Here is a 22,350-nt window from a genome sequence, read left to right as displayed (position 1 = left end):
GCCGCGGGTGATGGCACGGGTGATGGCGCGGTGCGTCAGGGGTGTTGCGGGTGGCGCAGTTCGCCGGTGAGCCGGGTGACGGCGTCCTGGGCGCCGGGCGGCGGGCCGAACAGTTCCGCTTGCCGGCGGGTGTCGGCGACGTAGCGGCCGCTGTCGAACCAGGCGAACATGGCGGTCATGTCCTTGACCATCGGCAGGAAGGAGCCGGCCAGGACGCCCGCGGCGCGGGTGATGGCGGACGGGATGGCCCGCACCTTGATCGTCTTGCCTGCCTGGGTGCTGAGCAGGGTGGCCACCTCCTGCACGCTGGCGGGGTGGTCCCAGCCGATGTCGATGCGTTCGCCGCGTTTGACGTCGGCGTCGACCGCGGCCGCCAGGTAGCCGGCGAGGTCGGAGGTGAGGACGAACGTGAGCGGGACGGTGGTCTTGCCCATCCACATCAGGCGGCCCTTGGCCAGGGCGTTGCCGCCCATGGTGGCGATCTGGTCGAGGAAGGCGCCGGGGCGCAGCGCGACGAACGGGACGCCGAGCAGTTCGAGCCGGTCCTCGGCGAGTTTCTTGTGCCAGAAGTGGGTGACGTCGGGGGTCTGGTCGCTGGTGAGGATGCTGGTCAGGACGAAGCGCCGGACGCCGGCACGGGCGGCGGCCTCGGCGAGGTTGGCGTTGCCGGTGGTGTCGATGGCGTGGGCGTTCCTGCCGCCGCGGGTGTAGCCGGCGGCGGTGGTGATGACGGCGTCCGCGCCGGTCATGGCGGCAATGAGCGAGTCGAGGTCGAGCATGTCACCGCGGGCGATCTCGACGCCCTTCTTCTCCAGGGCGGCGGCGTCGGTGGCGGGGCGGACCAGGGCGCGGACGTTCTTGCCGCGCCTGAGCAGCTCATCGACGACCTGGCCGCCGAGGGAGCCGGTCGCGCCGACGACGAGGACCGGGGGTGCGGTGGGGTGGGGCGTACTCATGGGTGTTTCTCACTCTCCGAGGGGGCGGTGGGGTGCTGGGGTGATGCGCGGTGTCGCCGGAACCGTGGGACGCTCGGGTCCGGACGTTCCGGGGCCCGCGGGCGAGTGGTCTCGCCTGCGGGCTACCGGTCGGTGGGCGCCTCGCGCGGGTCCACGACCCGCAGAAGGCTGCCCAGGTCGAAGGTGACCCGGACCCGGGTGATGCGGCCGTCTTCGATCCGCAGCCAACTGGCCACGGGGAACGGCTCGCCACCGTCGCGGGGATGCAGGTCGAACCACGTCATGACGTCGCCGCCGTCGACCCACCGCTTGTGGAAGACGAGTTCGCCGGTGATGGAGAAGATGCGGCCCAGCGATGCCTGGTATTGCGCGGCGCCGTCGATCTGGCCGAGCGGCCCGTTGACCCGGATGTCGGGGGCGAGCACGTCGGCCAGCCGGGACGGCTGGTTGGTCTGCCAGGCGTCGAAGTAGACGTCGGCAACGGCCGTGCCGCCGCTGTCGTGGGTGGCGTTCATGGAGTGTGTCCTCTCTCTGGGTGATCTGGGCAGCAGGCGGCGTGGCCGTCGCTTTGCGGTGGTGTCCGGAGCTGGTCAGGCGGGGCTGGTGAAGTCGCCGGCCAGGGCCGCCTCCACCTGGCGCGGGTCGCGCAGGTGCAGTGTCTGGCTGTGCATGGTTGCGCCTGCGGGGGAGGCCAGGGCGGTGACGTAGTCGCCGACCTGCTCCCCGGACAGATGCGAGCCCGGACGGGTGCCGTTCGGGCCGATGAACGCCATCATGACCACGTCGTTGACCCGGGGTGTGCCGCCGGTCTCCACGGCGAACGCCTGCGTGAGCTTGTTCTGCGCGATCGACACCACGGCCATCGGCCCGATGCCGGGCTGGGGCGGGCCGAGGAATCCGACGGGGCCGTTGATGCTGGTGTAGGAACCGCCGGAATCCAGCAGCGGCAGGAAGGTCTGCGCGGCCAGGTAGTGCGGGAACAGGCTGTTTTCGATGACAGCTTTGAAGTCGTCGAACCCGGCCCGCAGCATCGAGTGCGTCTGGTGCCAGCCGGCGGGCGCCGCCGCGACGGCGCGCAAAGTACCGGCCTCGTCCTGGACCTGGGACTGCAGCGCGGCGGCGCTGCCTGCGGACCCGATGTCGCCGATCAGGCCGACGACGTGGCGGGCCTTGTCCGGGCCGAGCCGCGTCAGGAGACGATCGATCTTGTCGCGGGAGCGCGAGGGGACCAGCACCCGGGCGCCGGCACGGACGAAGGCGTCGACCAGGAAGACGCCGACGTTACCGGTGCCACCCACGACCACGGTGTCCTGACCGGCCAGTTCGCTTCCGGTGAGCGTCATGAGCGGAGCCTTTCCATCGTGTGTGCCGGTCAGGCCGCGACGTGCTCGGCGGCGCGCAACAGCGCGAGGGCGTTGCTCCAGGCGATGACCTGGCCGAGCATGGCGTCGAAGGCGGGCAGGTTGTAGTCGCCCGGCTTGAAGGTCCGGTAGTTCTCGAACTCGGTGGCGAACGGCAGGACGACCTGGGCGCGGACATCGGCCATCATCAGCTCGCCGGCCATCACGCGCAGGTGCTCCACGGCGCGGACCCCGCCGTGGGCGCCGTAGGAGATGAACCCGACGGCCTTGTTGTTCCATTCGGCGAACAGGTAGTCCAGCGCGTTCTTCAGCACGCCGCTGGTGCTGTGGTTGTACTCCGGGGTGATGACGACGAAGCCGTCGAAGGAGGCCACTTTCCCGGCCCAGCGGCGGGTGTGCTCGCCCGCGTACTGGCCGAACGACGGCGGGAGGGCCTCGTCCAGGTGCGGCAGCGGGAAGTCGCGCAGGTCGACGAGCTCGAACTCGGCGTCCTCACGCTGGGCAGCCAGCTCCAGCGCCCAGCGCGCCACCTGCTCTCCGGCGCGGTTCGGGCGGGTACTTCCCAAGATCATGCCGATGCGGGTCACGGTCTATGTCTCCTGACAACTTGTAGAAAGGGTGAATCGGACGGCCTGGCGAGACGGGCGGCCGGAGGGGCGAAGGGGTTACGCGCCGGGCTCGGATGCGGGCTCGTGAACGGTGCGCTGGACCTTGACCTCGCGGTCGTGGCTGAACGGCAGGCCCTCCAGGTTGAAGCTCCACGACAGGGTGGGGGTGATGCGCATGTAGGGGGCGATCCCGAACTGGCCCTGGCGTTCGACGAGCTCGGCCTCGCCGTAGACGCGCAGGTAGCGCGGTGTCCACGGGTCGGCCGTCGGCACCGACGGTGGCGATGCGGGTCAGCCGCTGCGAGCGCAGGTAGGCGATCTCTTCATCGGTGAAAGCCACGTGCGGACCTCCTCGGTCGATTGGGGCACACGGCAACATCTGTCAACGGAGCGTACTATATGCGGAGTTAACTATATGCGTCGTGTACCATAAGGTCGTGACAAAATCGGGGCAAACGATCGCAGCCACAGGACTCGGCTGCGCAGGCGACGGCGTGCAGGCCGGCCCAGGCGCCGCTCCGATGGATGCCGCCACCGGCTTGGTCCACCTCACCGCCCTGGTGCAGTCGCTCTACGCCCGCGTCGCCGAACGCCACGGCCTGACCCCCGTCCAGGCCAAGCTCCTGTGCGTCCTGCTCGACGGCCCCCGAGGCATGGCCGACCTCGCCCACTGCTTCGACGTGGAGAAGGCGGCATTGACCGGTCTGATGAACCGGGCCGAGAAACGCGGGCTCGCCCAGCGCTCTCCCGTCCCGGGCGACCGGCGCGCCCTACAGGTGACCTTGACCGACGAAGGCCGCCAGGCGGCGACCGCCTTCCACGCCGAGGTCAGCGCCGAACTCGACCACCTCATCACGCCACTCGCCGAGAACGACCGCGAGCACTTCCGCAGCACGATGGCCGGAATCACCGCACGCTGCCGGACCGTAACGGCCACGCATCGCCGTTGACCTCCTCCGGCCCAAGTCGCGACCGCGCCGAACTCAAGGACGCGGGCACGCAGCTCCCGACGGTCCAGCGCGAACTCGCCGAGGCGGTGCCCGCGCTGGCCGTGGCCCAGACCAAACTGCAGGAGTGCCGGAGCCGGGAACGCGGCCTCGAGCAGCGCCTGACCGCCGCGCAGCAGGGGACACACGTCCCTCGCTCTGACAATGTGAAGGAAGGGGGCAGGAGTGAACCTTCCGGCCGCGCAGCTCGACCTGCTGCACCGCGCCCGCCGTGGCGACCTCTACGTCTACCCTCACTCCATGACCCGCCCGGGTGACTACCTCGACAAATACGCGCTCCGCTGCGCCTTCCTCGCGTTGGGCATGTGACCGGCTCGACGCAAGAACGCCATGGTGGTTGGCCGGCACGGCGCGGCTCTGCCGGCCAGAGGGCCTTTCCGGGGAGCCACAGGTGCCACCATGGCGCCGAAATCCTCGGCCATCACCGCTGAAAGTTGCCGGGACACCAGCCGGTAGCGCGTCTGGTTCTTGATCACGGCTGTCGTCATGCCGGCAGCCGCTGCGGGGTGAGCGGGAACGTGATGCCGAACGGTGTCAACGGGTCCTCACCGTGACATCCTGTGCGGCGGTCGGACCGGTCAGCGCCACCCGGCCCGGGTTCGTGGGGGAGGGCGGCTGGGCGAGCGCACCCCCTTTCTGGTGGCCGACATCGGCCTGGGCCAGAGCGCGGCAGAGCAAGCGGCCCCCAACAGTCGACCCCTGGTTGGGGGGCCACGGGTCGAACCCGGCCCCGGGGACGATGCGCATCAAGGTCCACGGGCTGTCGAGATCGTACTCTCCGAGGAGGAGCGCCGAGTCATGGCCTTGCGCGGCCGGACGTCGTCCGCTGTTCCCACGGCTCCTTGGCAAACGGTCACAGTCACGATGTGCTGCCTTTCACGGCACGGGCCTTCGCCAGCCTGCGGTCTCGCGCTGTGCACGCGAGGCGCAGAACCGCCGAGCGAAGGCCTTCGGCGGGACGGCTCGACGGCACGAACATCTGCTGCTTCACCCGGGCGAGGCGCTGGTGCTTCCTGATGAACGGGCGCAGCCGCGACTCCCAGGCGGCCAGTGCGGCGTCGAGGCCGTCCGGGTTCTCCCTCAATGCCCGGCCGAGCTCGGCGCCACCTCGGAGAGCGGAGGTGGCTCCCATTCCCGAGTAGAGATTCAGGCACCACGCCGCATCGCCCACGAGAACGACCTTTCCTCGGCTCCACCGGGGCATCTTCACCTGGTGCACCGAGTCGAACAGGAACTCCGGTGTCTGTTCCAAGGAGTCCAGTGCGTGCCGCACCACGGGGTCGTCCATCTCGGAGAAGACGGTGCGCAGTCGCTCGAGCCTGGATCCGGTGAACTGTCCTTCGATGTCCTCGGTGCGGTAGGTCAACAGGGCGGTCGGGGGTCGGTCGGCGAACCCGAAGACCCACACCGCACGGCCCGCGCGGGCGCTGATGATGCTGTCCGCCGGGGCGAAGGACGGCACCTGTTCTTGGAGCTGGAACGCGCAGATCATGGCGTCCCACTTGGTCATGTGGTCCTCGTGCGGGCCGAAGACCGTGCGGCGCACGTGCGATCGCAGTCCGTCGGCGCCGACGACCAGGTCGAAGCCTTCGTGGTACTGCGTGCCGGTGCCGGCGTCTTCGAGTAGTACCCGCACGCCGGTGCCGGTGTCGTCGATCTCGACGGGTTTCGTGGCGAACCGGACGTCGATGGGCTCGCTCGTCCTGTCCCCGCGGGTGCCTTGCCAGAGCGCTGCTTCGATGTCTCCGCGGACGACCGCCGCGGGGTCGCCCGGCTGGTGCAGGAACCCCACGCCCGGCTCACGGTTTCCGCGCCGGGTCAGTGACCACGCCTTCCCGCCGTCGGGGGGATTGCGGGTGTGCAGGTGGCCGGCGATACCGAGGTCGATGGCCGCCTGCCTGCCTTCCGTCATCAGGCCGACGAAGTAGCCGCCCTTCCGGCGCTCCGGGGCCCGTTCGACGATGATGGGCGTCCATCCGGCCTGCCGGAGCCCGATCGCCGCGGACATGCCCGCGATCCCCAGCCCGACGACCAATGCGCGTTTGTGCATGATGTTGTTCTCCGTTCTCCTCGGGTCGGGCAGGGTCAGTCCGGGACGACGACGGCCCGGGTGCGCCCTTGATGCGCCCAGGCCTCGCCGATGCGGCTGAGCGGGTAAACGGTGTACGGCGCGTCGAAGGTGCCGTCGGCGAACCGGGCGATGATCCCGGGAAGCTCAGCGATCATCCGCGCCTTCGAGACCGAGCCCGTGCCACTCCCGCTGATCCGGATCCGCCGGCTGCGCAGCAGCGCCGCGGGCAGCACCGCGTCGGTTCCGGCGAGCGAGCCGATCTGGACGTAGTCGATCATTGCGCTGTCGTCGTCTGTGCCGGCTCCGCCCAGTGCGGCGAAGGTGGCCTCGGCGACGGGGCCCCACACGAAGTCGAGCACGAGCGTGGGCTGCGCCGCAGCGACGGCCGCGCTGAGGTCGGTCGCCCAGGCGTCGGGTCCGGAGACTGAGAGGGGAATGGTGACGGCGCCGAGGTCGTGCAGCCGTGCCAGCGCTTGGCGGTCGCGCCCGGCCGCGATGACACGTTGTGCGCCGAGGGACAGCGCCGCCCGCACCGCCAGGCTGCCCGAGGTTCCGGTCGCCCCGAGCACCAGCACGGTGTCGAGCTCGCCCATCTCCTTGCGGTGGGTGATCAGCGGCATCCAGCCCGACGTGGCGGGGTTCATGCCGGCGGCGACCGCGAGCGGATCGGCTCCGGCAGGCAACTCCACCTCGAACGGGGTGACCAGCCATTCGGCCATCGTTCCCCACGGCGACTGGGGGAGTCCCGTGTAGACCAGTCGCCCGTCGTCGGTCCGGGCCACGGCGTCGAGGCCCGGCACGAGGGGATATGCCTGGTCGCTGCCGTAGTGGCGGGCGGAGGCCAGCGCACGCACGACGTGGTGCAGGCCCGCGCCCACGAGCTTCAGCGGGGCTTGGTTCGGCTGCTGTTGCGGGTCCGGGAAGTCCGCCCAGACGGGTGTCGCGTCCGGGGTGTTGATGACTGCAGCACGCACGAGAGGCTCCTGAACTAAGTTCAATTGGACTGGCACCCACCGTGCCTGAACTTTGTTAAGGTGTCAAGCGTGGGGAAGGGCATCACGCGGGAGCGGATCGTGGCGGCTGCATTCGAGCTTCTCAATGAGAAGGGCATCGATGCTCTGACCGTCCGTGCGCTGGCTTCGCGGCTCGACGTGGGGGCGCCGGCGCTTTACTGGCACGTCCGCAACAAGCAGGAACTGCTCGACGAGATGAGCACCTTCGTCATGCGCCGCGTCACCGACGCTCTCTCGGACATCCCTCCCGGCGATGACTGGGGTGCCGGCGTAACCGCCTACGCCCGCGTGCTGCGCTCGGAGTTCTTGCTCTACCGGGACGGGGCGCGCATCTTCAGCGGTACACGCATCTCCGACCCCGCAGTGGTGAAGGCGAAGGAGCCCTGGCTCGGGCGCTTGACCGCGGCCGGGTTCACCCTCACTGAGGCGGACGACACCATCGACCTGGTCACCGCGTTCGTGGTCGGTTTCGTCATCGAGGAACAGGAGCGCAGCCAGTCTGCCGGCGCCGACCCGGCCCGGTACTCGCTCGCCGAGCGCGATGCGTGGCTGGGTGACGGCGCCGATCTGGTCAAGGCGGCCGGGCATCTCCGCGACGACGGGGACCGGAGGTTCGAACGGCAGCTCGGCGTCGTTCTCGACGGACTCGCGGCTCAGTTGCACTGACGGCCCGGCCAGGTCGCCAGACCGTCGGCGATGAGGCGCGGGACGTCCAGCTCGCGCCTGATCAACTCCGGGGCAGGCAACGCAGCACCCACGACTCCCGTCCCCGCGACCGGATCCGGGAACTCGCGCACCGGTCCCGCACGCACAGTTCGATGCGGCGGGAGCTGGAAACGGCGTGACCTGACCACGGACACCAGGGAGAGCACAGCCGACCGGGAAACCGGCGGAAGACAGGCCCTGGGCCCTACCGTCAACCATGATCACTATCGCGCCGGCTCCCGGCCCTACCCTCCCGCGCGACTCAGGTGGCGCGATCTCGATGAGGTCGGCGAGGTTCGGCAGAGCCGCCGCCTGGTCATCTCGCCGGTCGGTCGACCGCCGGGAAGGCGATCGCCGGTGAAGCGGTGATGAAAGCTCCTTGATGGTCTTACGGAAGATGTCGATGGCCGCGTTCACGGCGGCGTCGATCGCTGCCTCGTCGCGGTGGCCCTCGGCATCAAGGTCCGCGACCTGATCCATCTGGTGATCATCTTCTCTGCTTCCAGGGGTGAGGCAGTCGGTTGCCGAGGCGTTCGACCTGTTCCGTTCCGAGCAGAGTTGATAGTTGACATTTGATATGAGATATCCGAGTATCTTCTTCCAAGATGAGCTGTTTGGGGGAAATCGGGTGATTGGCTTGGCTGCCCAGGGCGGACGCGTGTCCGCCGACTGGCTGAGAGAAGCGGTCGGCGCGGTGTTCCAGGCCGTCGGCTTCAGCGAGACGGCCGCACGGACCGTGGCCGACTCCCTGGTCGAAGCGGACCTGCGCGGCGTCACCTCGCACGGCGTCATGCTCGTCCCGATGTACGTCGACCGGGTCCGCGCCGGCTCGGTCAGCCGCAAGGAACAGGCCGATGTGCTCGTCGACCTCGGCGCGATCGCGGTCCTGGACGCGGGCGACGCCCTCGGCCAGCTCACCGGGGACCAGGCCATGGCCATGGCGATCGTCAAGGCCAAGGCGTACGGCATCGGCGCGGTGACCGTGCGCGGCGCCTTCCACTTCGGCGGGGCTTTCCGCTACGTCGAGTCCGCCGCGGCGCAGGGCTGCATCGGTATCGCGGCCGCCAACACCCGGCCGCTGATGCCCGCCGTCGGCGGGGCCAAGCCGGTCGTCGGCAACAACCCGTTGGCCGTCGGCGTCCCGCTGTCCGGCCGCCCGCCGGTCGTGCTGGACATGGCGCTGTCGGAGGCCGCGCTCGGCAAGATCCGCCTGGCCGCCGCCGAGGGCCGCGAGATCCCGCCGACCTGGGCCTCCGACGCCGAGGGCAAGCCCACCACGGACCCGCGGGCCGCCATCGCCGGCATGCTGCTGCCGGCCGCCGGCCACAAGGGCTTCGGCCTGGCGCTCATCATCGATGTGCTGACCGGCGTGCTGTCCGGGGGAGCCTTCGGCCAGAGCGTGCGAGGTCTGTACGCGGATGTCTCGGTGCCGAACGACTGCGCCCACTTCTTCCTGGCCCTGGACGTCGCCGCCTTCGGCGACCCGGCCGGGTTCGCCGAGCGCATCGCCCGGCTCGCCGTCGAGGTCACCGGTTCGCCCATGGCACCGGGCGTCGAGCGGCTCTACCTGCCCGGCCAGATCGAGGCCGAGCGCCGCGCGGCCGCCGTGAAAGACGGCGTGCAGATCGAGGCCAGCGTGCTGGACGCGCTGCGCCGTACCGCCTCCGAGGTCGGGGTGACGTTGTGAGCGAGCGAAGCATCCGAGCCGGCACCTCGGTCGCGGAACGGCCGGAGGAGGCGCTGTGAGCAGCATCAGGACGAGCTTCGACGCGGCCGGGCAGGTCGTCGTCGTCACCGGGGGCGCCAACGGCATCGGCGCGGCTCTCGCCCGCGCGGTCGGCGCCGCCGGCGGCAAGGCGGTCGTCTTCGACGTCGAGCACTCCGCCGACCTCGACGGCGCCCCCGGCATCGAGCAGGTCACGGTCGACGTATCCGACCGTGAGGCCGTGTTCGCCGCGGTCGAACTGGTCGTCGCCAGGCACGGGCACATCGACGGCTTGGTGGCCGGGGCCGCGATCCAGCCCCGCACCAAGGTCGCCGACATGCCGGGCGAGGAGTGGCGCCGGGTCCTCGCGGTGAACCTGGACGGCGTCGTGTGGGCCTGCCAGGCCGTACTGCCCGGCATGACCGCCCGCCGTACGGGCTCGATCGTGGTCTTCACCTCCGGGCTCGCGCACATGGGGCGGGCCGAGGCCGCCGCGTACGCCGCCAGCAAGGGCGCGCTGATCTCCTTCGCCAAGTCGCTCGCCGCCGAGGTGGCCGACCACCGCGTCAGGGTCAACGTGCTGGCTCCCGGCGTCGTCGACACTCCGCAGTTCCAGGCGGCCAACCCCACAGGAGGCGAGCGGGAGCACTGGGCGCGCACGACCGGCATCGGCACTCCCGAGGACGTCGTCGGCCCGCTGCTCTTCCTTCTGTCCGACGCCGCGACCATGACGGGCTCGCAGCTCAGCCGCGACCGCGCCTACCCGAAGGAGTGAACCCCAAGTGACCGAGATCCTTCCCGTCGCGGTCGTGGGCGCAGGGCCCGTCGGCCTGATCACCGCCCTCGGCCTCGCCCACCACGGCGTGCCGGTGTCGGTGTTCGAAGAGGACGACCGCCTGTCCCTGGACACCAAGGCCGGTACCGTCCTGACCCGCACGCTCGAGGTGCTGCACAGGTACGGCACGCTGCCTGAGGTGCTGCGCGCCTCCCTGCGCATCGACGAGATCGGCGAGATCGACCGCGTCACCAACGAACCCACGCTGAGCGTGCGCACCGGTGAGCTGACCGAGGACACGCGCTTCCCCTTCGTCATCAACATCCCGCAGCACCACCTGGAGCCGGTGCTCAAGGAGAGCTTCGAGTCCCGCGAGCAGGGCGCCCTGCACATGTCGCACCGGCTGACCGGCTTCGAGCAGCTCGACGACCACGTCGAACTCACCTTCGCCACCCCGGAGGGCGACCGTCAGGTCAAGGCCCGCTACCTGCTGGCCGCCGACGGCGGCCGGTCCATGGTCCGCGAGCGACTCGGCATCACGGTCGAGGGCCACACCCTGGACGAGCGGTACATGCTCGTCGACCTCAGGGCCGACCTCGACATCGCCAACCCGCGCGACTACCCCTACCTGGCCTACTTCTCCGACCCGTCGGAGTGGATGATCCTGGTCCGGCTCCCGCACTGCTGGCGCTTCCTCTACCCGCTGCCGAAGGGCGCGAGCGAGCCCACGCATGAGGAGCTGCGCGACAAGGCCGCCCGCTTCATCGGCGAGGTCGAGGACATCGAGGTCATCGGCACCAACGTCTACACCGTCCACCAGAGAGTGGCCAAGCAGTGGCGGGACGGCCGGATCTTCCTGGTGGGCGACGCCGCCCACCTCATCACCCCGATGTGGGCGCTCGGCCTCAACACCGGCGTGCTCGACGCCTCCAACCTGCCCTGGCGCCTGGCCTGGGTGCTGCGCGGCTGGGCCGACGAGAGCCTGCTCAACGGCTACGAGGTCGAGCAGGCGCCGGTCGCGATCAAGGGCTCGGGCCAGATGGCCGAGGCGGCCCGCTCGTACATGAGCCGGCAGGGCGAGGCCGTCGAGGCCATGACCGACGGCGGCTGGGGCAACGCCTTCACCCGCGGCATGCTGGGCGTCAGCCTGGACGTCGACGGCATCGGCGACTGGTCGATGGTCAAGACCGGCTCGCACCCGCTGCCCGTACGCCCCGGAGACCGCGCCCCCGACCTGCCGCTGTTCGGCCCCGACGGGCAGGTCTACCTGCACGAACTCGCCGCCGACGCGTTCGTGGCGCTCTACTTCACCGACACGCGCCGCCGCCCGTGCGTGCCGGCGCAGGACAGCCCGGCGCTGCGCCGCTACGCGGTCTCCCGCTGGGACGCGCCGCACGACTCTGGCCTGCGCGACCGTGCCCTGTTCGACCCCGGCGAGCGCGTACGGCGCCGCTTCGGCGTCGAAGGCGACACCCTCGTGCTGCTCAGGCCGGACGGTCACGTGGCGGCGATCCGGTCCTACGACCCGGCCTCGGACGACGACGTCGCCGCGGCCGTCTACGAGCGCATCACCGGACGCGCTCCGATCCGCTTCGAGGAGGAAGCATGAGCACTGCGATCGGGCCGGACGGCCGGCCGGTTGAACTCGGCCCAGTCGGCCAGAAGATCGTCTTCGAGAACGAGCAGGTGCGCGTCTGGTCGATCGAGCTGGAGCCGGGCGCCAACCAGCCGTGGCACCACCACGAGAACCCGTACATGGTCATCGCGCTGGAGGCGGCCGACAACCGCATCGACTCGCTCGCGGGCGGCGACCCGCGCCTGGTGCATGAGGCCGTCGGCGGCGTGGTCTACCGCGAGCCCGGCGAGATCCACATGCTCACCAACCACGGCTCCACGAACTACCACTGCCGGCTGATCGAGCTCAAGTTCCCGGGGGAGAACCGTGTCTGACCACGAGCGGGAGCACAACCTCTCGGAGCCCGCGCGCTACAGCGGTGCGGCCCCGGACCGCTCGCGCGAGCAGGAGGTCGCCGGGCCGGACGGCGAGGCCATGGGCCGCTTCAGGGAGATCCTGCTGCACACCGGTGATCTGGACTGGGTGGACAAGACCCTCGACGGCCTCTCGCACAAGATGCTCTGGCGCAACGACGAGACCGGCGCCTCGATCGCCCTCGTGCGCTTCAAGAAGGGCTCGGGCATCCCGTCGCGGCACTCGCACGCCTCCAACCAGTTCATGTTCTGCCTGCAGGGACGCTACACCTACGTGCCGACCGGGCTGACCCTCACCCAGGGCTCCTTCTACTGGAACCCCAAGGGCAGTCTGCACGGGCCCACGCACGCCGACGCGGACACGGTGCTGCTGGAGGTCTACGACGGCCCGCACTACCCCACGCAGCCCGACTGGTACAGCAGCGAAGACGACGCCCGCTAGAAAGCAGGACCCTCATGCCCAAGCAGGAAATCCGCAGTCCCGAGCTGGCCGTGCCCAACGGCCACTTCGCCCAGGCGACCCAGGTCGAGGCGACCGGCAGGTTCGTCTTCATCTCCGGGATGACGGCGCGCAACAAGGAAGGCGGCGTGACCGGCGTCGGTGACATCACCTCCCAGACGCACCAGGTCTGCCAGAACCTCAAGGCGGCCGTCGAAGCGGCGGGCGGCACGCTCGACGACATCGCCCGCGTGGACGTCTACGTGCGCAACATGGAGGACTTCAACGCCGTCCACGAGGTCAGGCGGCAGTACTTCACCGGTGTCGCGCCCGCTTCGACGATGGTCGAGGTCTCCAAGTTCGTGAACAAGGACTACCTCATCGAGATCAACGCGATCGCGGTGCTCGCATGAGGCTGGCATCCGTCCGTCTGAACCGCGAGATCCGCACCGCGCTGGTCGACGGTGAGGAGGCGGCGATCCTCGCCGCCTCGGCGCCCACGCCGGACGACGCCGTGCGCGACCCGGAGGCGATGGCCGCCGTCCTGAGGGCCGGCAAGGACGCGGCGCGTCACCCGCTCGGCTCGCTCGACCTGCTCGCGCCGCTGCGCCGCTTCAACCGCGACGTGCTGTGCACCGGGTGGAACTACTGGGACCACTTCGAGGAGTCGAAGGGCAAGCGCGAAGGCCAGGACCCGAAGGAGCGCCCGCAGCACCCGACGTTCTTCACCAAGGGCCCGGACACCGTCATCGGCCCGCGTGACGACATCGCCTGGGACCCCGACATCTCCGCCAAGTGGGACTACGAGGCCGAGGTCGCCCTGGTCATCGGGCGCGACGGCCGCTCCATCCCCGAGGACCGGGCGCTGGAGCACGTCGCCGGCTACCTGGTCGCCAACGACGTCTCGCAGCGCGACCTGCAGCGGGCGCACGGCGGCCAGTGGCTCAAGGGCAAGAGCATCGACCGGACGATGCCGCTCGGCCCCTGGCTGACCACGCCGGACGAGATCGCCGACCCGCACAACCTGGCGATCACCTTCGACCTGAACGGCCGGCGGCTGCAGCAGGCGAGCACCGGGCAGACCGCGTTCACCTTCGCGCAGATCATCGCCGAGCTGAGCTGGGGCATGACGCTGCGCGCCGGGGACGTGGTGCTGACCGGCACGCCCAGCGGCATCGGCAACGCCCGCGAGCCGCAGATCTTCCTGGCGGACGGAGACGAACTCGTCACCCGCGTCGAAGGTCTCGGCGAGCTGCGCAACCGCATGGTCCGTACGTCCCTCACCTGATCCACTTAAGGAGGTCACGCCCGTGGCCGGCATCGACCTGCACACCCATCTCGCACCCGCCATGGGCGCGGCCGAGATCGACGGGCTGCCCGGAGTCACCCTCGACGGCGGTCGCATCGCCGTGGACGGCTCGCACGGCGGGCCGCCCAGCCTGAACCAGCCGGAGGCGCTGGAGGCGTGGCTCGACGAGCGCGGTCTCGAGGCCGCCGCCGTCTCCCCGCCGCCGCCCTTCTTCCGCCAGCACTTGGACGGGGCCGATGCGGCCCGCTGGTCGCGCGCTCTGAACGACGGCACCCGCCGCAGGGTCGAGGGCAGGCCACGGCTCCTGCCGATGGCCTACCTCCCGCTCGAACACCCGGTGCTCGCGCTGGCCGAGCTCGACCGCGTGCTGGCCGAGGACGGATGGGCCGCCTTCGCCGCCGCGGCGGGCGGCAGGTCGGTCAGCCTGGCCGACCCGGCGCTCGAACCCCTCTGGGAGCGGCTGGCCGCCGACGGCAGGCCGCTCATGCTCCACCCGGGCAGCAGCCCGGACTCCCGGCTGGCCGAGTTCTACCTGGCCAACCTGCTGGGCAATCCGTACGAGACGTCCATCGCCGTGGCCCAGTTGCTGTTCGGCGAGGTCGTCACCCGGCATCCGGGCCTCCGCTTCCTGCTCGTGCACTGCGGCGGGCTCGTGCCGGCCGTACTCGGGCGGTGGCAGCGGGGTGTGGAGAGCGCCCGCCCCGGCGTTCCGCCCGTACGGGTGCCCATGCGCGAGGCGATCCGGGAGTTCTACACCGATTGCCTCGCCCACGATCCCGATGTCGTCGATCTCGCGATCAGCGTGTTCGGCGCGGACCGCATGGTCCTCGGCAGCGACTGGCCGTTCCCCATGGGCAGCGACGACCCGGTCGCCCTGCTCTCCCACCGCGACGCCAACCTCGTGCGGCAGGTCGGCGAGGAGAACGCCAGAGCCCTCCTCGGGTTCTCCGAGACGGCTACACAAGAGGGAGAAGTCTCATGAAGGTCACCAGGTTCTCCGGCCTAGCCGGCGCGGCCGCCCTCGTGCTCATGACCGCCGCATGCGGCGGTGGCGGGGGCACCTCAGGCCCGTCTGACGGCGACGCGGCCATCGAGCAGGTCAACTACCTCACCTCGTTCAACACCTTCGGCCGCGACGCCTACGTCTACGTCGCGCAGGAGAAGGGCCTCTTCAAGGAGGCCGGGCTCGAGGTGTCCATCAAGCCGGGCAGCGGCACCGTCGATGTGATGAAGCTGCTGGCGAGCGGCCGCGCCGACTTCGGCGCGGGTGACTTCACCAGCACGCTGGTCACGGTGGCCAAGGAGAAGCTGCCGGTCACCACGGTCGGCATGATCCACCAGAAGTCGCTGGCGGCCATCATGTCACTGGAGGGCAAGGGCATCACCCAGCCGAAGGACCTGGAGGGCAGGACGGTCGGCGACCAGCCCGGCTCCACCAACCAGGTGATCTTCCCGGTGTACGCCAAGGCCGCCGGCATCGACGCCGCCAAGGTCAAGTTCGTGCCGTCCGCCCCGCCCGCGCTGCCGCAACTGCTGGCCGGTGGCAAGGTCGACGCCATCGGCCAGTTCGTGGTCGGCCAGCCGCTGATCGAGAAGGCGGCCCAGGGCAAGAAGACCACCATCCTCCCGTACGGCGAGAAGTTGCCCGACCTGTACGGCAACGCGCTGCTGGCCTCCAGCAAGCTTGTCCAGGACAAGCCGGAGCTGGCCAAGAAGTTCACCGCCGCGCTCATGAAGGGCCTGGACTACTCCATCGCCCACCCCGAGGAGACCGGCGAGATCCTCAAGAAGTACCAGCCGACCCAGGACGCGACCGTCGCCGCTGCCGAGGTCACCGCGATGGCCCCGTACGTCAAGCCCGAGGGCGAAACGGTCGGCGCCGTCGACCGGGCCCGGGTCGAGGCCAACATCAAGATCCTCGTCGACGCCGGCGCGATCACGGCCGGGCTCACGCCCGAGCAGGTCGTCGACTTCGCCGTCACCCCGCAGGGATAGGAGGGGCGCATGATCGAGCTCAGGCACGTCTCGCAGGTCTTCTCCGGACGCCAGGGCGAGGTGCACGCCCTTGACGACATCAACCTCGAGGTCGACGGCAACGAGTTCGTGACGCTGGTGGGCCGTTCCGGGTGCGGTAAGTCGACCATGCTGCGCATGATCGCGGGCCTGCTGAAGCCCACGTCAGGGACGATCACGGTCGCGGGCGAGCCCGTGACCAAGCCCCGGCAGGACGTCAGCTTCATGTTCCAGCGCGCGGCGCTGCTGCCCTGGCGCACCGTGCTGGACAACGTGATGCTGCCGGTGGAGATCCTTCGCCTGGACAAGGCGGTGCACCGCGAACGGGCGCACGAGCTGATCGAGCTCGTCGGCCTCGCCGGCTTCGAGAAGCGGCTGCCGCGGGAGCTGTCCGGCGGCATGCAGCAGCGCGTGTCGCTGTGCCGTTCACTGATCCAGAACCCCAAAGTGCTGCTCATGGACGAGCCCTTCTCCGCGCTCGACGCGCTGACCAGGGAAGAGCTCTCCGTGGAGCTGCAGCGCATCAAGATGGAGCAGGAGACGACCATTGTGTTCGTCACCCACTCCATCGAGGAGGCGGTGCTGCTCGCCGATCGGGTCGTGGTGCTCAGCCCGCGTCCCGGACGCCTGCGGAAGATCGTCGAAGTGGACATCCCCCGGCCGCGCACGCTCGGGCACAACGCGCACGCCGACCGCGTCACCGAGGTCAGCGCCGAACTGCATGAGCTGCTCGTCCCCGCCCCCGCCGGAGGTGCGGCATGACCTCGGAGACCCTAGGAAGGCGGCGCGGGCCGCGACAGGGCCCCAGCCTGAAGGACCGGCTGACCGACTGGGGCCTGCCGCTGCTCGGCCTGGTCGCCGTGATCGCCCTGTGGTGGGCGGCGACCGTCGTCTTCTCCATCGAGAAGTTCCTGGTGCCCTCGCCGGTGGACGTCGTCGACGCCTTCATCGGCCAGGCCGGCTACCTGATGGCGCAGACCTGGGTGACGCTGCTGGAGACGGTCGAGGGCTTCCTCCTCGCGGCCGTCATCGGCGTCCCCATCGCGATGCTGATCGCGGGCTCACGGCTGCTGGAGAAGATGATCTATCCGCTGCTGCTGGCGGTGAACGCGGTGCCGAAGATCGCGATCGCTCCCATCCTGGTGGTGTGGATGGGTTTCGGGCAGATGCCGAAAATCGTGATGGTCTTCCTGCTATGCTTCTTCCCCATTGTGATCTCGACGGCCACGGGCCTGAAGTCCACCCCCGCGGAACTGGCCGAACTGGTCAGGTCCTACGGCGCGAGCCGGATGCAGGCGTTCTTCAAGGTCCGTTTCCCCTACGCGCTTCCGCAGGTGATGGTGGGTCTCAAGACAGCGATCTCGCTGGCGGTCATCGGTGCGGTCATCGCGGAGTTCGTCGGCGCCGACGCCGGCCTCGGCTTCGTGATCGTCCAGTCCGGCGCCAGTGCGGACACGCCCCTCGCGTTCGCCTCGATGGTGCTGCTCGGCATCATCAGCATCGTGCTGTTCTACGGGCTGAGCGCCCTGGAGAATCTGGTTCTCCCGTGGGCGGAGGAGAACCGGTGAGCACCTCTCCCACCCGGGGCGGGTACTTCGAGCTCTCCCCGGACAACTCCACCGCCAGCCGTACCCTCGGGGAGTCGGCGGCGGCCGAGCTGCACCGGATGATCCTGGCCGGCGAGCTGCCGGCCGGGTCGCCGCTCCGGCTGACCGACCTCGCGGCGCACCTCGACATGAGCCCCATGCCGGTGCGCGACGCGCTGCGCCGCCTTGAGGCGCTGGGGCTCGTGGAGATCATCCCGCACAAGGGGGCGAAGGTCCGCGAGCTCAGCGAGGCCGACCTGCGCGACACCTATGAGGTCCGCATCGACTTGGAGTCGCTCGCCGTGGGGCGGGCGGCGCTGGCCATGGACGCGGACGTCGCGGCCCGGGCCGCGACGGCGCTGGCCCAGCACGAGGAACTGCTGGAGAGGGGCGACGTGGAGCGGGCCAGGCACGCGCACACCGAGTTCCACTTCGCGATCTACCACGCCTCCGGGTCGCGTTGGCTGCCCAGGGCGATCGAGCCGGTGTGGCAGAACAGCGAGAGGTACCGCTTCGCCTCAACGCCCGACGCCGAGCGGCGGCGGCTCAGCCACCTGGAGCACCAGGCGATCCTCGACGCGTGTGTGGCGAGGGAGCCCGAGCGCGCCATCGCCGCGCTGCGCGGCCATCTCGAAGGGGCCATGACGCGCATCCTCGCCGGCATGGCCCACTGAGCGGCGAGCATCCATGGCATGGAGGCAGCACCTCCATGCCATGGTGACGGCCTGTCCGAGGTGTGCGCGGGGCGGGGCGCGACCTTCCCGCCCTCCGCACCTTCGCCCGCGGAATCCGCCGGGACCAAGAGGCCGTCACCAACGGTCTCACCCTGCCCCACAGCAGCGGCGGAGCCACATCACACGACCACCCACCCGGAAGACCTGATGGGCATTGACAGGCATACATATCCGTGTCATCTTCTCTCAGGAAAGATCAGTGATCTTCGGGAGGCGCGATCCGACGCGGAGCTGAAGCGTATCGCTGGCCGACGTTTCTACGGTTCGACCGTCCAGAGTTGCACGGCGGCTATCTCGTCGTCCCTGCCAAGCCGACGCGGTCCCGTGCGCGCTGCAAGGTGAGCCCTGCGGCACCGCTCGCGTATCTGTACGAAATCGGCTCCGAATTCGAGCCGGAAAACGAACTGAGGCTGGCTGCCGGCCATTACGACGCGACCCATCTGGTCTGGTCCTTCTCCGGCGAGGTGTCAGGGCTCACTGGGATCACCGAACCAACCACATCAGGAACGAAATCCCCGTAGTCGGTACGAGAAACGAAAAGGTAGCTCATGTCCAACGTCATCACGCCGCCCCCGCTCCGTACCAGCCGTCCCTTCCTGTCGCCGGACCATGCCAACTTCGACCCGTCATTGATCCCGGGACCTGAGGGCGACGAGCGGCCGTTCGCCTACGCCTACGCCGAGCCGTGGAATCCGGCCTTCGTCGACGGCCCTGACCCCCAGGCCGGTTACTACGATCCCGAATCCCAGACTTGGGTTGCCCCCGAGGGGGACATCACGGCCGGATACAGCTCGTACACCCAGACGTATTACAGCCCGCCGTTCGACAAGACCCTCGACGACATCTGCGCCTGAGACATGGCCGCACGATCACCTGAGGTCCTGATACTCACGCAGGACTTCGATCCCACCGTCGACCCGGTCGTCCGGAGCCTGAAGTCAAAAGGGGCAAGGGTCGTCCGAGTCGACACCAGCTACTTTCCACAGAAGCTCAGCTTCACCAGCTCCGACTTCGAGGGCGGGCGGCAGGTGCTCAGACACCGCGACTCCGAACTCGACCTCAGCGCGATGTCCGGCGTCTGGTACCGCCGGCCCACCGCGTTCGAGTTCGGTGACGAGATGGGGGAGTCTGAGCGGCAGTTCGCCCGCTACGAGGCGCTGCACGGCATCGGCGGGATCCTCCGCGCGACCGACTGCCTGTGGATCAACCGTCCCGATGTCGACGCGGTCGCCGATCTCAAGCCGTACCAGCTCGCGATGGCGAAGAAGTTCGGAATGCGGGTTCCCCGGACACTGCTGACCAACGACCCGGACGAGGTCGCCAGGGTGCTGAAAGGCGACGAAGGGAAACTGGTCTACAAGTCCCTGAGCGGAGGTGTGATCCACTATCCCGGCGCCTTTCCGTCCGGATTGCTCACCACCGTGGTCGGTGATGAGATCCAAGAGCACCTGGGCCGGGTGCGTCACACGATGTGCCAGTTCCAGGAATACATCGAAAAGGCGTACGAGGTGCGGCTCACCGTCATCGGGAACACCTATTTCCCCGTGACGATCGACTCGCAGCGCCATGAGACGACCCAGGTCGACTGGCGGGCCTCGCAGGATCAAATGTACTACGGCGACTATCGGCCGCTTCCCGAGCAGATCGTCAAGCAGACACAGGAATTGTTGGACGGACTCGGGGTCGTCTATGGCGCGCTGGATTTCATCGTCACACCGGATGGTGAGTACGTCTTCCTGGAGGCCAACCCCACCGGCCAGTTCATGTGGATGCAGAATGACCTGGGATTGCCGATGAGCGACTGTATATCCGATCTCCTGATGGAGGGAGGGCCTTTCCAGCGCGGCGAGGTGAAACAGGTCGGCTACTGAATGAGCGATCCCGCGCTCTCGCCGGTCACCGCGGCCGAGTTCACCGAGCCGCCGCAGATCGAAATGCGGCGGCTCCCCGGGCTCCTGGTCGGCGCGCTCAAGCTCACCTTTGCCGCGGCCCGCCGTGAGTTCCTCCTGATCACAGCGCTGCAGGCGGTTGGCGGACTCGGCCTGGTGTTGCCCATCCTCGGTGGCCGTGACCTGCTGGACAGGCTCCTGGCGGCGGAAGCCGGATCGTCACTGGCCGGGATGGTGCTACAGGGCGCGCTGATCCTCGGCCTGCTCGGCGTCATCGGCCTCGCCACCGCCGTGGCGACCTCCCGCGACGACGTCCTCAGCGAGCAACTGAACCGCTACGCCCTGGGACGCGTCCTGGACGTCGCCTGCACCATCGAGCTGGAGCAGTTCGAGCGCCCCGAGTTTCACAACCGGCTGGAACGCGCCTCGATGAGCGCCCGGATCCGCCCGCACCAGCTCACCCAGGGGCTCGGCGCGCTGACCAGCGCGGTCATGAGCACCATGGGGATCGCGCTCGCCCTGGCCGCCATCGAGCCCCTGCTGGTCCCGGCCACCCTCCTGGCAGGGGTGCCGCTGTGGTTCGCGGGTCTCAGGAGCGGACGGGTGCTCTTCGACGCGCTGTTTCGGCTTACGCCCGCCGAACGCGAACGCAGCTACCTGCTCGACGTCCTGACCACCCGCCGGGCCGCGAAGGAGGTCCGCGCCTTCGGCCTGGCCGGCTACCTGCGAGCACGGTGGGAGCGGCGCACCGACGAGCGCCTGGCCGAGATCAGGGTGACCGCGCGGCGGCGGCTGCGGATCACCATTCTGGCCCGCCTCACCAGCGGCGTCGCGCTGGGATCGGTTCTGGGCCTGGTGCTGGCAATGGCCGTGACCGGTGGGATGACCGTCGCCGACGCCGGTGCCGCCGCCACGGCGGTCCTGTTGCTCGGCGTACGGCTGCGTACCGCCGCCGCAGGCACCGATCAGCTCTTTGAGGCGGCTCCGTTCGTACAGGATCTGCAGGGATTTGTCGCGCTGGCTCCCGGATCATCACCGCCGAAGCCTCCGCAACTCGGGAAGGCCCCGCAGGCCCCGACGTCACCGCCGTCCCTGCAGGCACGTCCGGAGCCGGTCGGCTTCCGGCGGCTCAGGGTCGAGAACCTGACTTTCCGCTACCCGTCGGGCCGGCACCCGGTGCTGCGGAATGTCAGCATGGAGATCGGCGCCGGCCAGGTCGTCGCCCTGGTCGGTGAGAACGGCTCGGGAAAGACCACCTTGGCAAAACTGCTGTCGCACCTCTATCGGCCGCAAGCCGGGCGGATCCTGTACGACGACGTCGATGTGACCGCAGCCGATCCGGATCGGCTGCGTCATTCGATCACGGTGCTGTTCCAGGACTTCCAGCGCTACCTGCTCTCGGCCGCTGACAACGTCGGGATGGGCCGCTGGGAGAGGGCCGGCGATCGTGCCGCCGTGACGCAGGCGGCCAGGGCAGCCGGTGCCCACGACCTCCTTGCCGCGCTGCCCCAGGGATATGAGTCGCTGCTGGGACCCGAATTCGTCGGCGGCATCGACCTTTCCGGCGGGCAGTGGCAGCGTGTCGCCCTGGCGCGCGCCTTCTTCCGGGAGGCCCCGTTCATCATTCTGGACGAGCCCACCGCCACCCTCGACGCTCGGGCCGAACACCTGCTCTTCGAGCGACTGCGCACCCTGTTGGCCGGGCGCACGGTGCTGCTCATCTCTCACCGCTTCGCCACCGTACGGATGGCCGACCACATCTACGTACTCGATGGCGGCCGGGTGGCTGAGCACGGCACGCACGACCAGCTGATGTCCGCGGGAGGGCGCTACGCCGAGCTTTTCACCCTCCAGGCCGCCGGCTACCTTGATCCTCAGCCTCGGGACTCGGGGTGATGTCGGGTGCGCCGCTCGGACGCGGTGCACCAGGGCTTCGGCCAGGGGCGGCGCGGCGCCGGCGCGCGGCGAGGCGGAGATCGCCCTCAGCACGCTGTTCGGGTTGCTCCGGCCTCGCGTCGGCCGGTGAGCCGGTACGGGAGTGCTTGCCGATGTCCTGTCGCCTGGCCAGACTCCTGCTCCGCCTGTCCTGACCGAAGCCACCCGAACGCCGTGGCCGGACTTCCCGGTCGCGGCGTTCGCGCGTTCACCGCCGGGACAGGAGCTACCGGGCGCCGCCGGGCGGCCGACGGC

26 protein-coding genes are annotated in these 22,350 nt (G+C 69.6%); 19 read left to right on the top strand and 7 right to left on the bottom strand.

Going from position 1 to position 22,350, the window contains the following annotated elements:
* Positions 1-35: 35 nt before the first annotated feature.
* The 5 genes from FAF44_RS41660 to FAF44_RS41640 form a co-directional block, all read right to left on the bottom strand.
* Positions 36-956, bottom strand: a complete 921-nt coding sequence (locus FAF44_RS41660) for an SDR family oxidoreductase (RefSeq protein ID WP_237108915.1) — start codon at positions 954-956, stop codon at positions 36-38.
* Between the two features lie 122 nt (positions 957-1,078).
* The gene (locus FAF44_RS41655; protein WP_237108914.1) at positions 1,079-1,471 is read right to left on the bottom strand and encodes a nuclear transport factor 2 family protein; all 393 of its coding nucleotides are present in this window, start codon (positions 1,469-1,471) and stop codon (positions 1,079-1,081) included.
* A 75-nt stretch (positions 1,472-1,546) separates the two neighbouring features.
* On the bottom strand, positions 1,547-2,299 hold the full coding sequence (locus FAF44_RS41650) for an SDR family NAD(P)-dependent oxidoreductase (RefSeq protein ID WP_237108913.1): 753 nt from the start codon (positions 2,297-2,299) through the stop codon (positions 1,547-1,549).
* 29 nt (positions 2,300-2,328) lie between these two features.
* A complete protein-coding gene (locus FAF44_RS41645) occupies positions 2,329-2,904 on the bottom strand; it encodes an NADPH-dependent FMN reductase (RefSeq protein WP_237108912.1) in 576 nt (191 codons plus the stop codon).
* A 78-nt stretch (positions 2,905-2,982) separates the two neighbouring features.
* The gene (locus FAF44_RS41640) at positions 2,983-3,198 is read right to left on the bottom strand and encodes a hypothetical protein (protein WP_237108911.1); all 216 of its coding nucleotides are present in this window, start codon (positions 3,196-3,198) and stop codon (positions 2,983-2,985) included.
* Positions 3,199-3,446: 248 nt separating this feature from the next.
* On the opposite strand from FAF44_RS41640, the gene FAF44_RS41635 reads away from it, so the two are divergent.
* Both FAF44_RS41635 and FAF44_RS41630 read left to right on the top strand, forming a co-directional pair.
* On the top strand, positions 3,447-3,875 hold the full coding sequence (locus FAF44_RS41635; protein WP_237108910.1) for a MarR family winged helix-turn-helix transcriptional regulator: 429 nt from the start codon (positions 3,447-3,449) through the stop codon (positions 3,873-3,875).
* 222 nt (positions 3,876-4,097) lie between these two features.
* Entirely contained in the window at positions 4,098-4,241 is a 144-nt protein-coding gene (locus tag FAF44_RS41630; RefSeq protein ID WP_237108909.1) for a hypothetical protein, read from the top strand.
* 550 nt (positions 4,242-4,791) lie between these two features.
* On the opposite strand, the gene FAF44_RS41625 is transcribed toward FAF44_RS41630, so the two are convergent.
* Complete coding sequence (locus FAF44_RS41625) at positions 4,792-5,982, bottom strand: FAD-dependent monooxygenase (protein WP_237108908.1); 1,191 nt, start codon at positions 5,980-5,982, stop codon at positions 4,792-4,794.
* A 35-nt stretch (positions 5,983-6,017) separates the two neighbouring features.
* Positions 6,018-6,977, bottom strand: a complete 960-nt coding sequence (locus FAF44_RS41620; protein ID WP_237108907.1) for a zinc-binding alcohol dehydrogenase family protein — start codon at positions 6,975-6,977, stop codon at positions 6,018-6,020.
* Positions 6,978-7,046: 69 nt separating this feature from the next.
* Between FAF44_RS41620 and FAF44_RS41615 the strand changes: the two genes are divergently transcribed.
* The 17 genes from FAF44_RS41615 to FAF44_RS41535 all read left to right on the top strand — a co-directional run bounded on the left by FAF44_RS41615 (position 7,047) and on the right by FAF44_RS41535 (position 22,056).
* The gene (locus FAF44_RS41615) at positions 7,047-7,682 is read left to right on the top strand and encodes a TetR/AcrR family transcriptional regulator C-terminal domain-containing protein (protein WP_237108906.1); all 636 of its coding nucleotides are present in this window, start codon (positions 7,047-7,049) and stop codon (positions 7,680-7,682) included.
* Between the two features lie 667 nt (positions 7,683-8,349).
* The gene (locus tag FAF44_RS41610) at positions 8,350-9,408 is read left to right on the top strand and encodes an Ldh family oxidoreductase (protein WP_237108905.1); all 1,059 of its coding nucleotides are present in this window, start codon (positions 8,350-8,352) and stop codon (positions 9,406-9,408) included.
* Between the two features lie 55 nt (positions 9,409-9,463).
* Entirely contained in the window at positions 9,464-10,201 is a 738-nt protein-coding gene (locus FAF44_RS41605) for an SDR family NAD(P)-dependent oxidoreductase (protein WP_237108904.1), read from the top strand.
* A gap of 7 nt (positions 10,202-10,208) precedes the next feature.
* Positions 10,209-11,810, top strand: coding sequence for an FAD-dependent monooxygenase (locus FAF44_RS41600; RefSeq protein WP_237108903.1), 1,602 nt, complete (start codon positions 10,209-10,211; stop codon positions 11,808-11,810).
* Positions 11,807-12,151, top strand: coding sequence for a hypothetical protein (locus tag FAF44_RS41595; protein WP_237108902.1), 345 nt, complete (start codon positions 11,807-11,809; stop codon positions 12,149-12,151). The genes FAF44_RS41600 and FAF44_RS41595 overlap by 4 nt, the downstream gene beginning before the upstream one ends.
* A complete protein-coding gene (locus FAF44_RS41590; protein ID WP_237108901.1) occupies positions 12,144-12,632 on the top strand; it encodes a cupin domain-containing protein in 489 nt (162 codons plus the stop codon). Before FAF44_RS41595 ends, FAF44_RS41590 begins: the two co-directional genes overlap by 8 nt.
* Before the next feature lie 14 nt (positions 12,633-12,646).
* On the top strand, positions 12,647-13,042 hold the full coding sequence (locus FAF44_RS41585) for a RidA family protein (RefSeq protein ID WP_237108900.1): 396 nt from the start codon (positions 12,647-12,649) through the stop codon (positions 13,040-13,042).
* On the top strand, positions 13,039-13,917 hold the full coding sequence (locus FAF44_RS41580) for a fumarylacetoacetate hydrolase family protein (RefSeq protein WP_237108899.1): 879 nt from the start codon (positions 13,039-13,041) through the stop codon (positions 13,915-13,917). The genes FAF44_RS41585 and FAF44_RS41580 overlap by 4 nt, the downstream gene beginning before the upstream one ends.
* Before the next feature lie 22 nt (positions 13,918-13,939).
* Entirely contained in the window at positions 13,940-14,920 is a 981-nt protein-coding gene (locus FAF44_RS41575) for an amidohydrolase family protein (protein WP_237108898.1), read from the top strand.
* Entirely contained in the window at positions 14,917-15,933 is a 1,017-nt protein-coding gene (locus FAF44_RS41570) for an ABC transporter substrate-binding protein (protein ID WP_237108897.1), read from the top strand. Before FAF44_RS41575 ends, FAF44_RS41570 begins: the two co-directional genes overlap by 4 nt.
* A 9-nt stretch (positions 15,934-15,942) precedes the next feature.
* A complete protein-coding gene (locus tag FAF44_RS41565; protein WP_237108896.1) occupies positions 15,943-16,713 on the top strand; it encodes an ABC transporter ATP-binding protein in 771 nt (256 codons plus the stop codon).
* Positions 16,710-17,519 carry an ABC transporter permease gene (locus FAF44_RS41560; protein ID WP_237108895.1) on the top strand — a complete coding sequence of 270 codons (810 nt, stop codon included), beginning with the start codon at positions 16,710-16,712 and terminating at the stop codon, positions 17,517-17,519. Before FAF44_RS41565 ends, FAF44_RS41560 begins: the two co-directional genes overlap by 4 nt.
* Positions 17,516-18,211, top strand: a complete 696-nt coding sequence (locus FAF44_RS56100; RefSeq protein ID WP_237108894.1) for a GntR family transcriptional regulator — start codon at positions 17,516-17,518, stop codon at positions 18,209-18,211. Before FAF44_RS41560 ends, FAF44_RS56100 begins: the two co-directional genes overlap by 4 nt.
* Before the next feature lie 338 nt (positions 18,212-18,549).
* A complete protein-coding gene (locus tag FAF44_RS41550; RefSeq protein WP_237108893.1) occupies positions 18,550-18,792 on the top strand; it encodes a hypothetical protein in 243 nt (80 codons plus the stop codon).
* A 27-nt stretch (positions 18,793-18,819) separates the two neighbouring features.
* On the top strand, positions 18,820-19,125 hold the full coding sequence (locus FAF44_RS41545) for a hypothetical protein (RefSeq protein WP_237108892.1): 306 nt from the start codon (positions 18,820-18,822) through the stop codon (positions 19,123-19,125).
* Positions 19,126-19,128: 3 nt separating this feature from the next.
* On the top strand, positions 19,129-20,142 hold the full coding sequence (locus FAF44_RS41540; protein WP_237108891.1) for an MvdC/MvdD family ATP grasp protein: 1,014 nt from the start codon (positions 19,129-19,131) through the stop codon (positions 20,140-20,142).
* Entirely contained in the window at positions 20,143-22,056 is a 1,914-nt protein-coding gene (locus tag FAF44_RS41535; RefSeq protein WP_237108890.1) for an ABC transporter ATP-binding protein, read from the top strand. It abuts the gene before it with no gap.
* Positions 22,057-22,350 lie beyond the last annotated feature (294 nt).

This window comes from Nonomuraea sp. MG754425, assembly GCF_021699195.1.
Classification (GTDB): Bacteria; Actinomycetota; Actinomycetes; order Streptosporangiales; family Streptosporangiaceae; genus Nonomuraea.
This window is presented reverse-complemented; position numbering and strand designations above follow the sequence as displayed.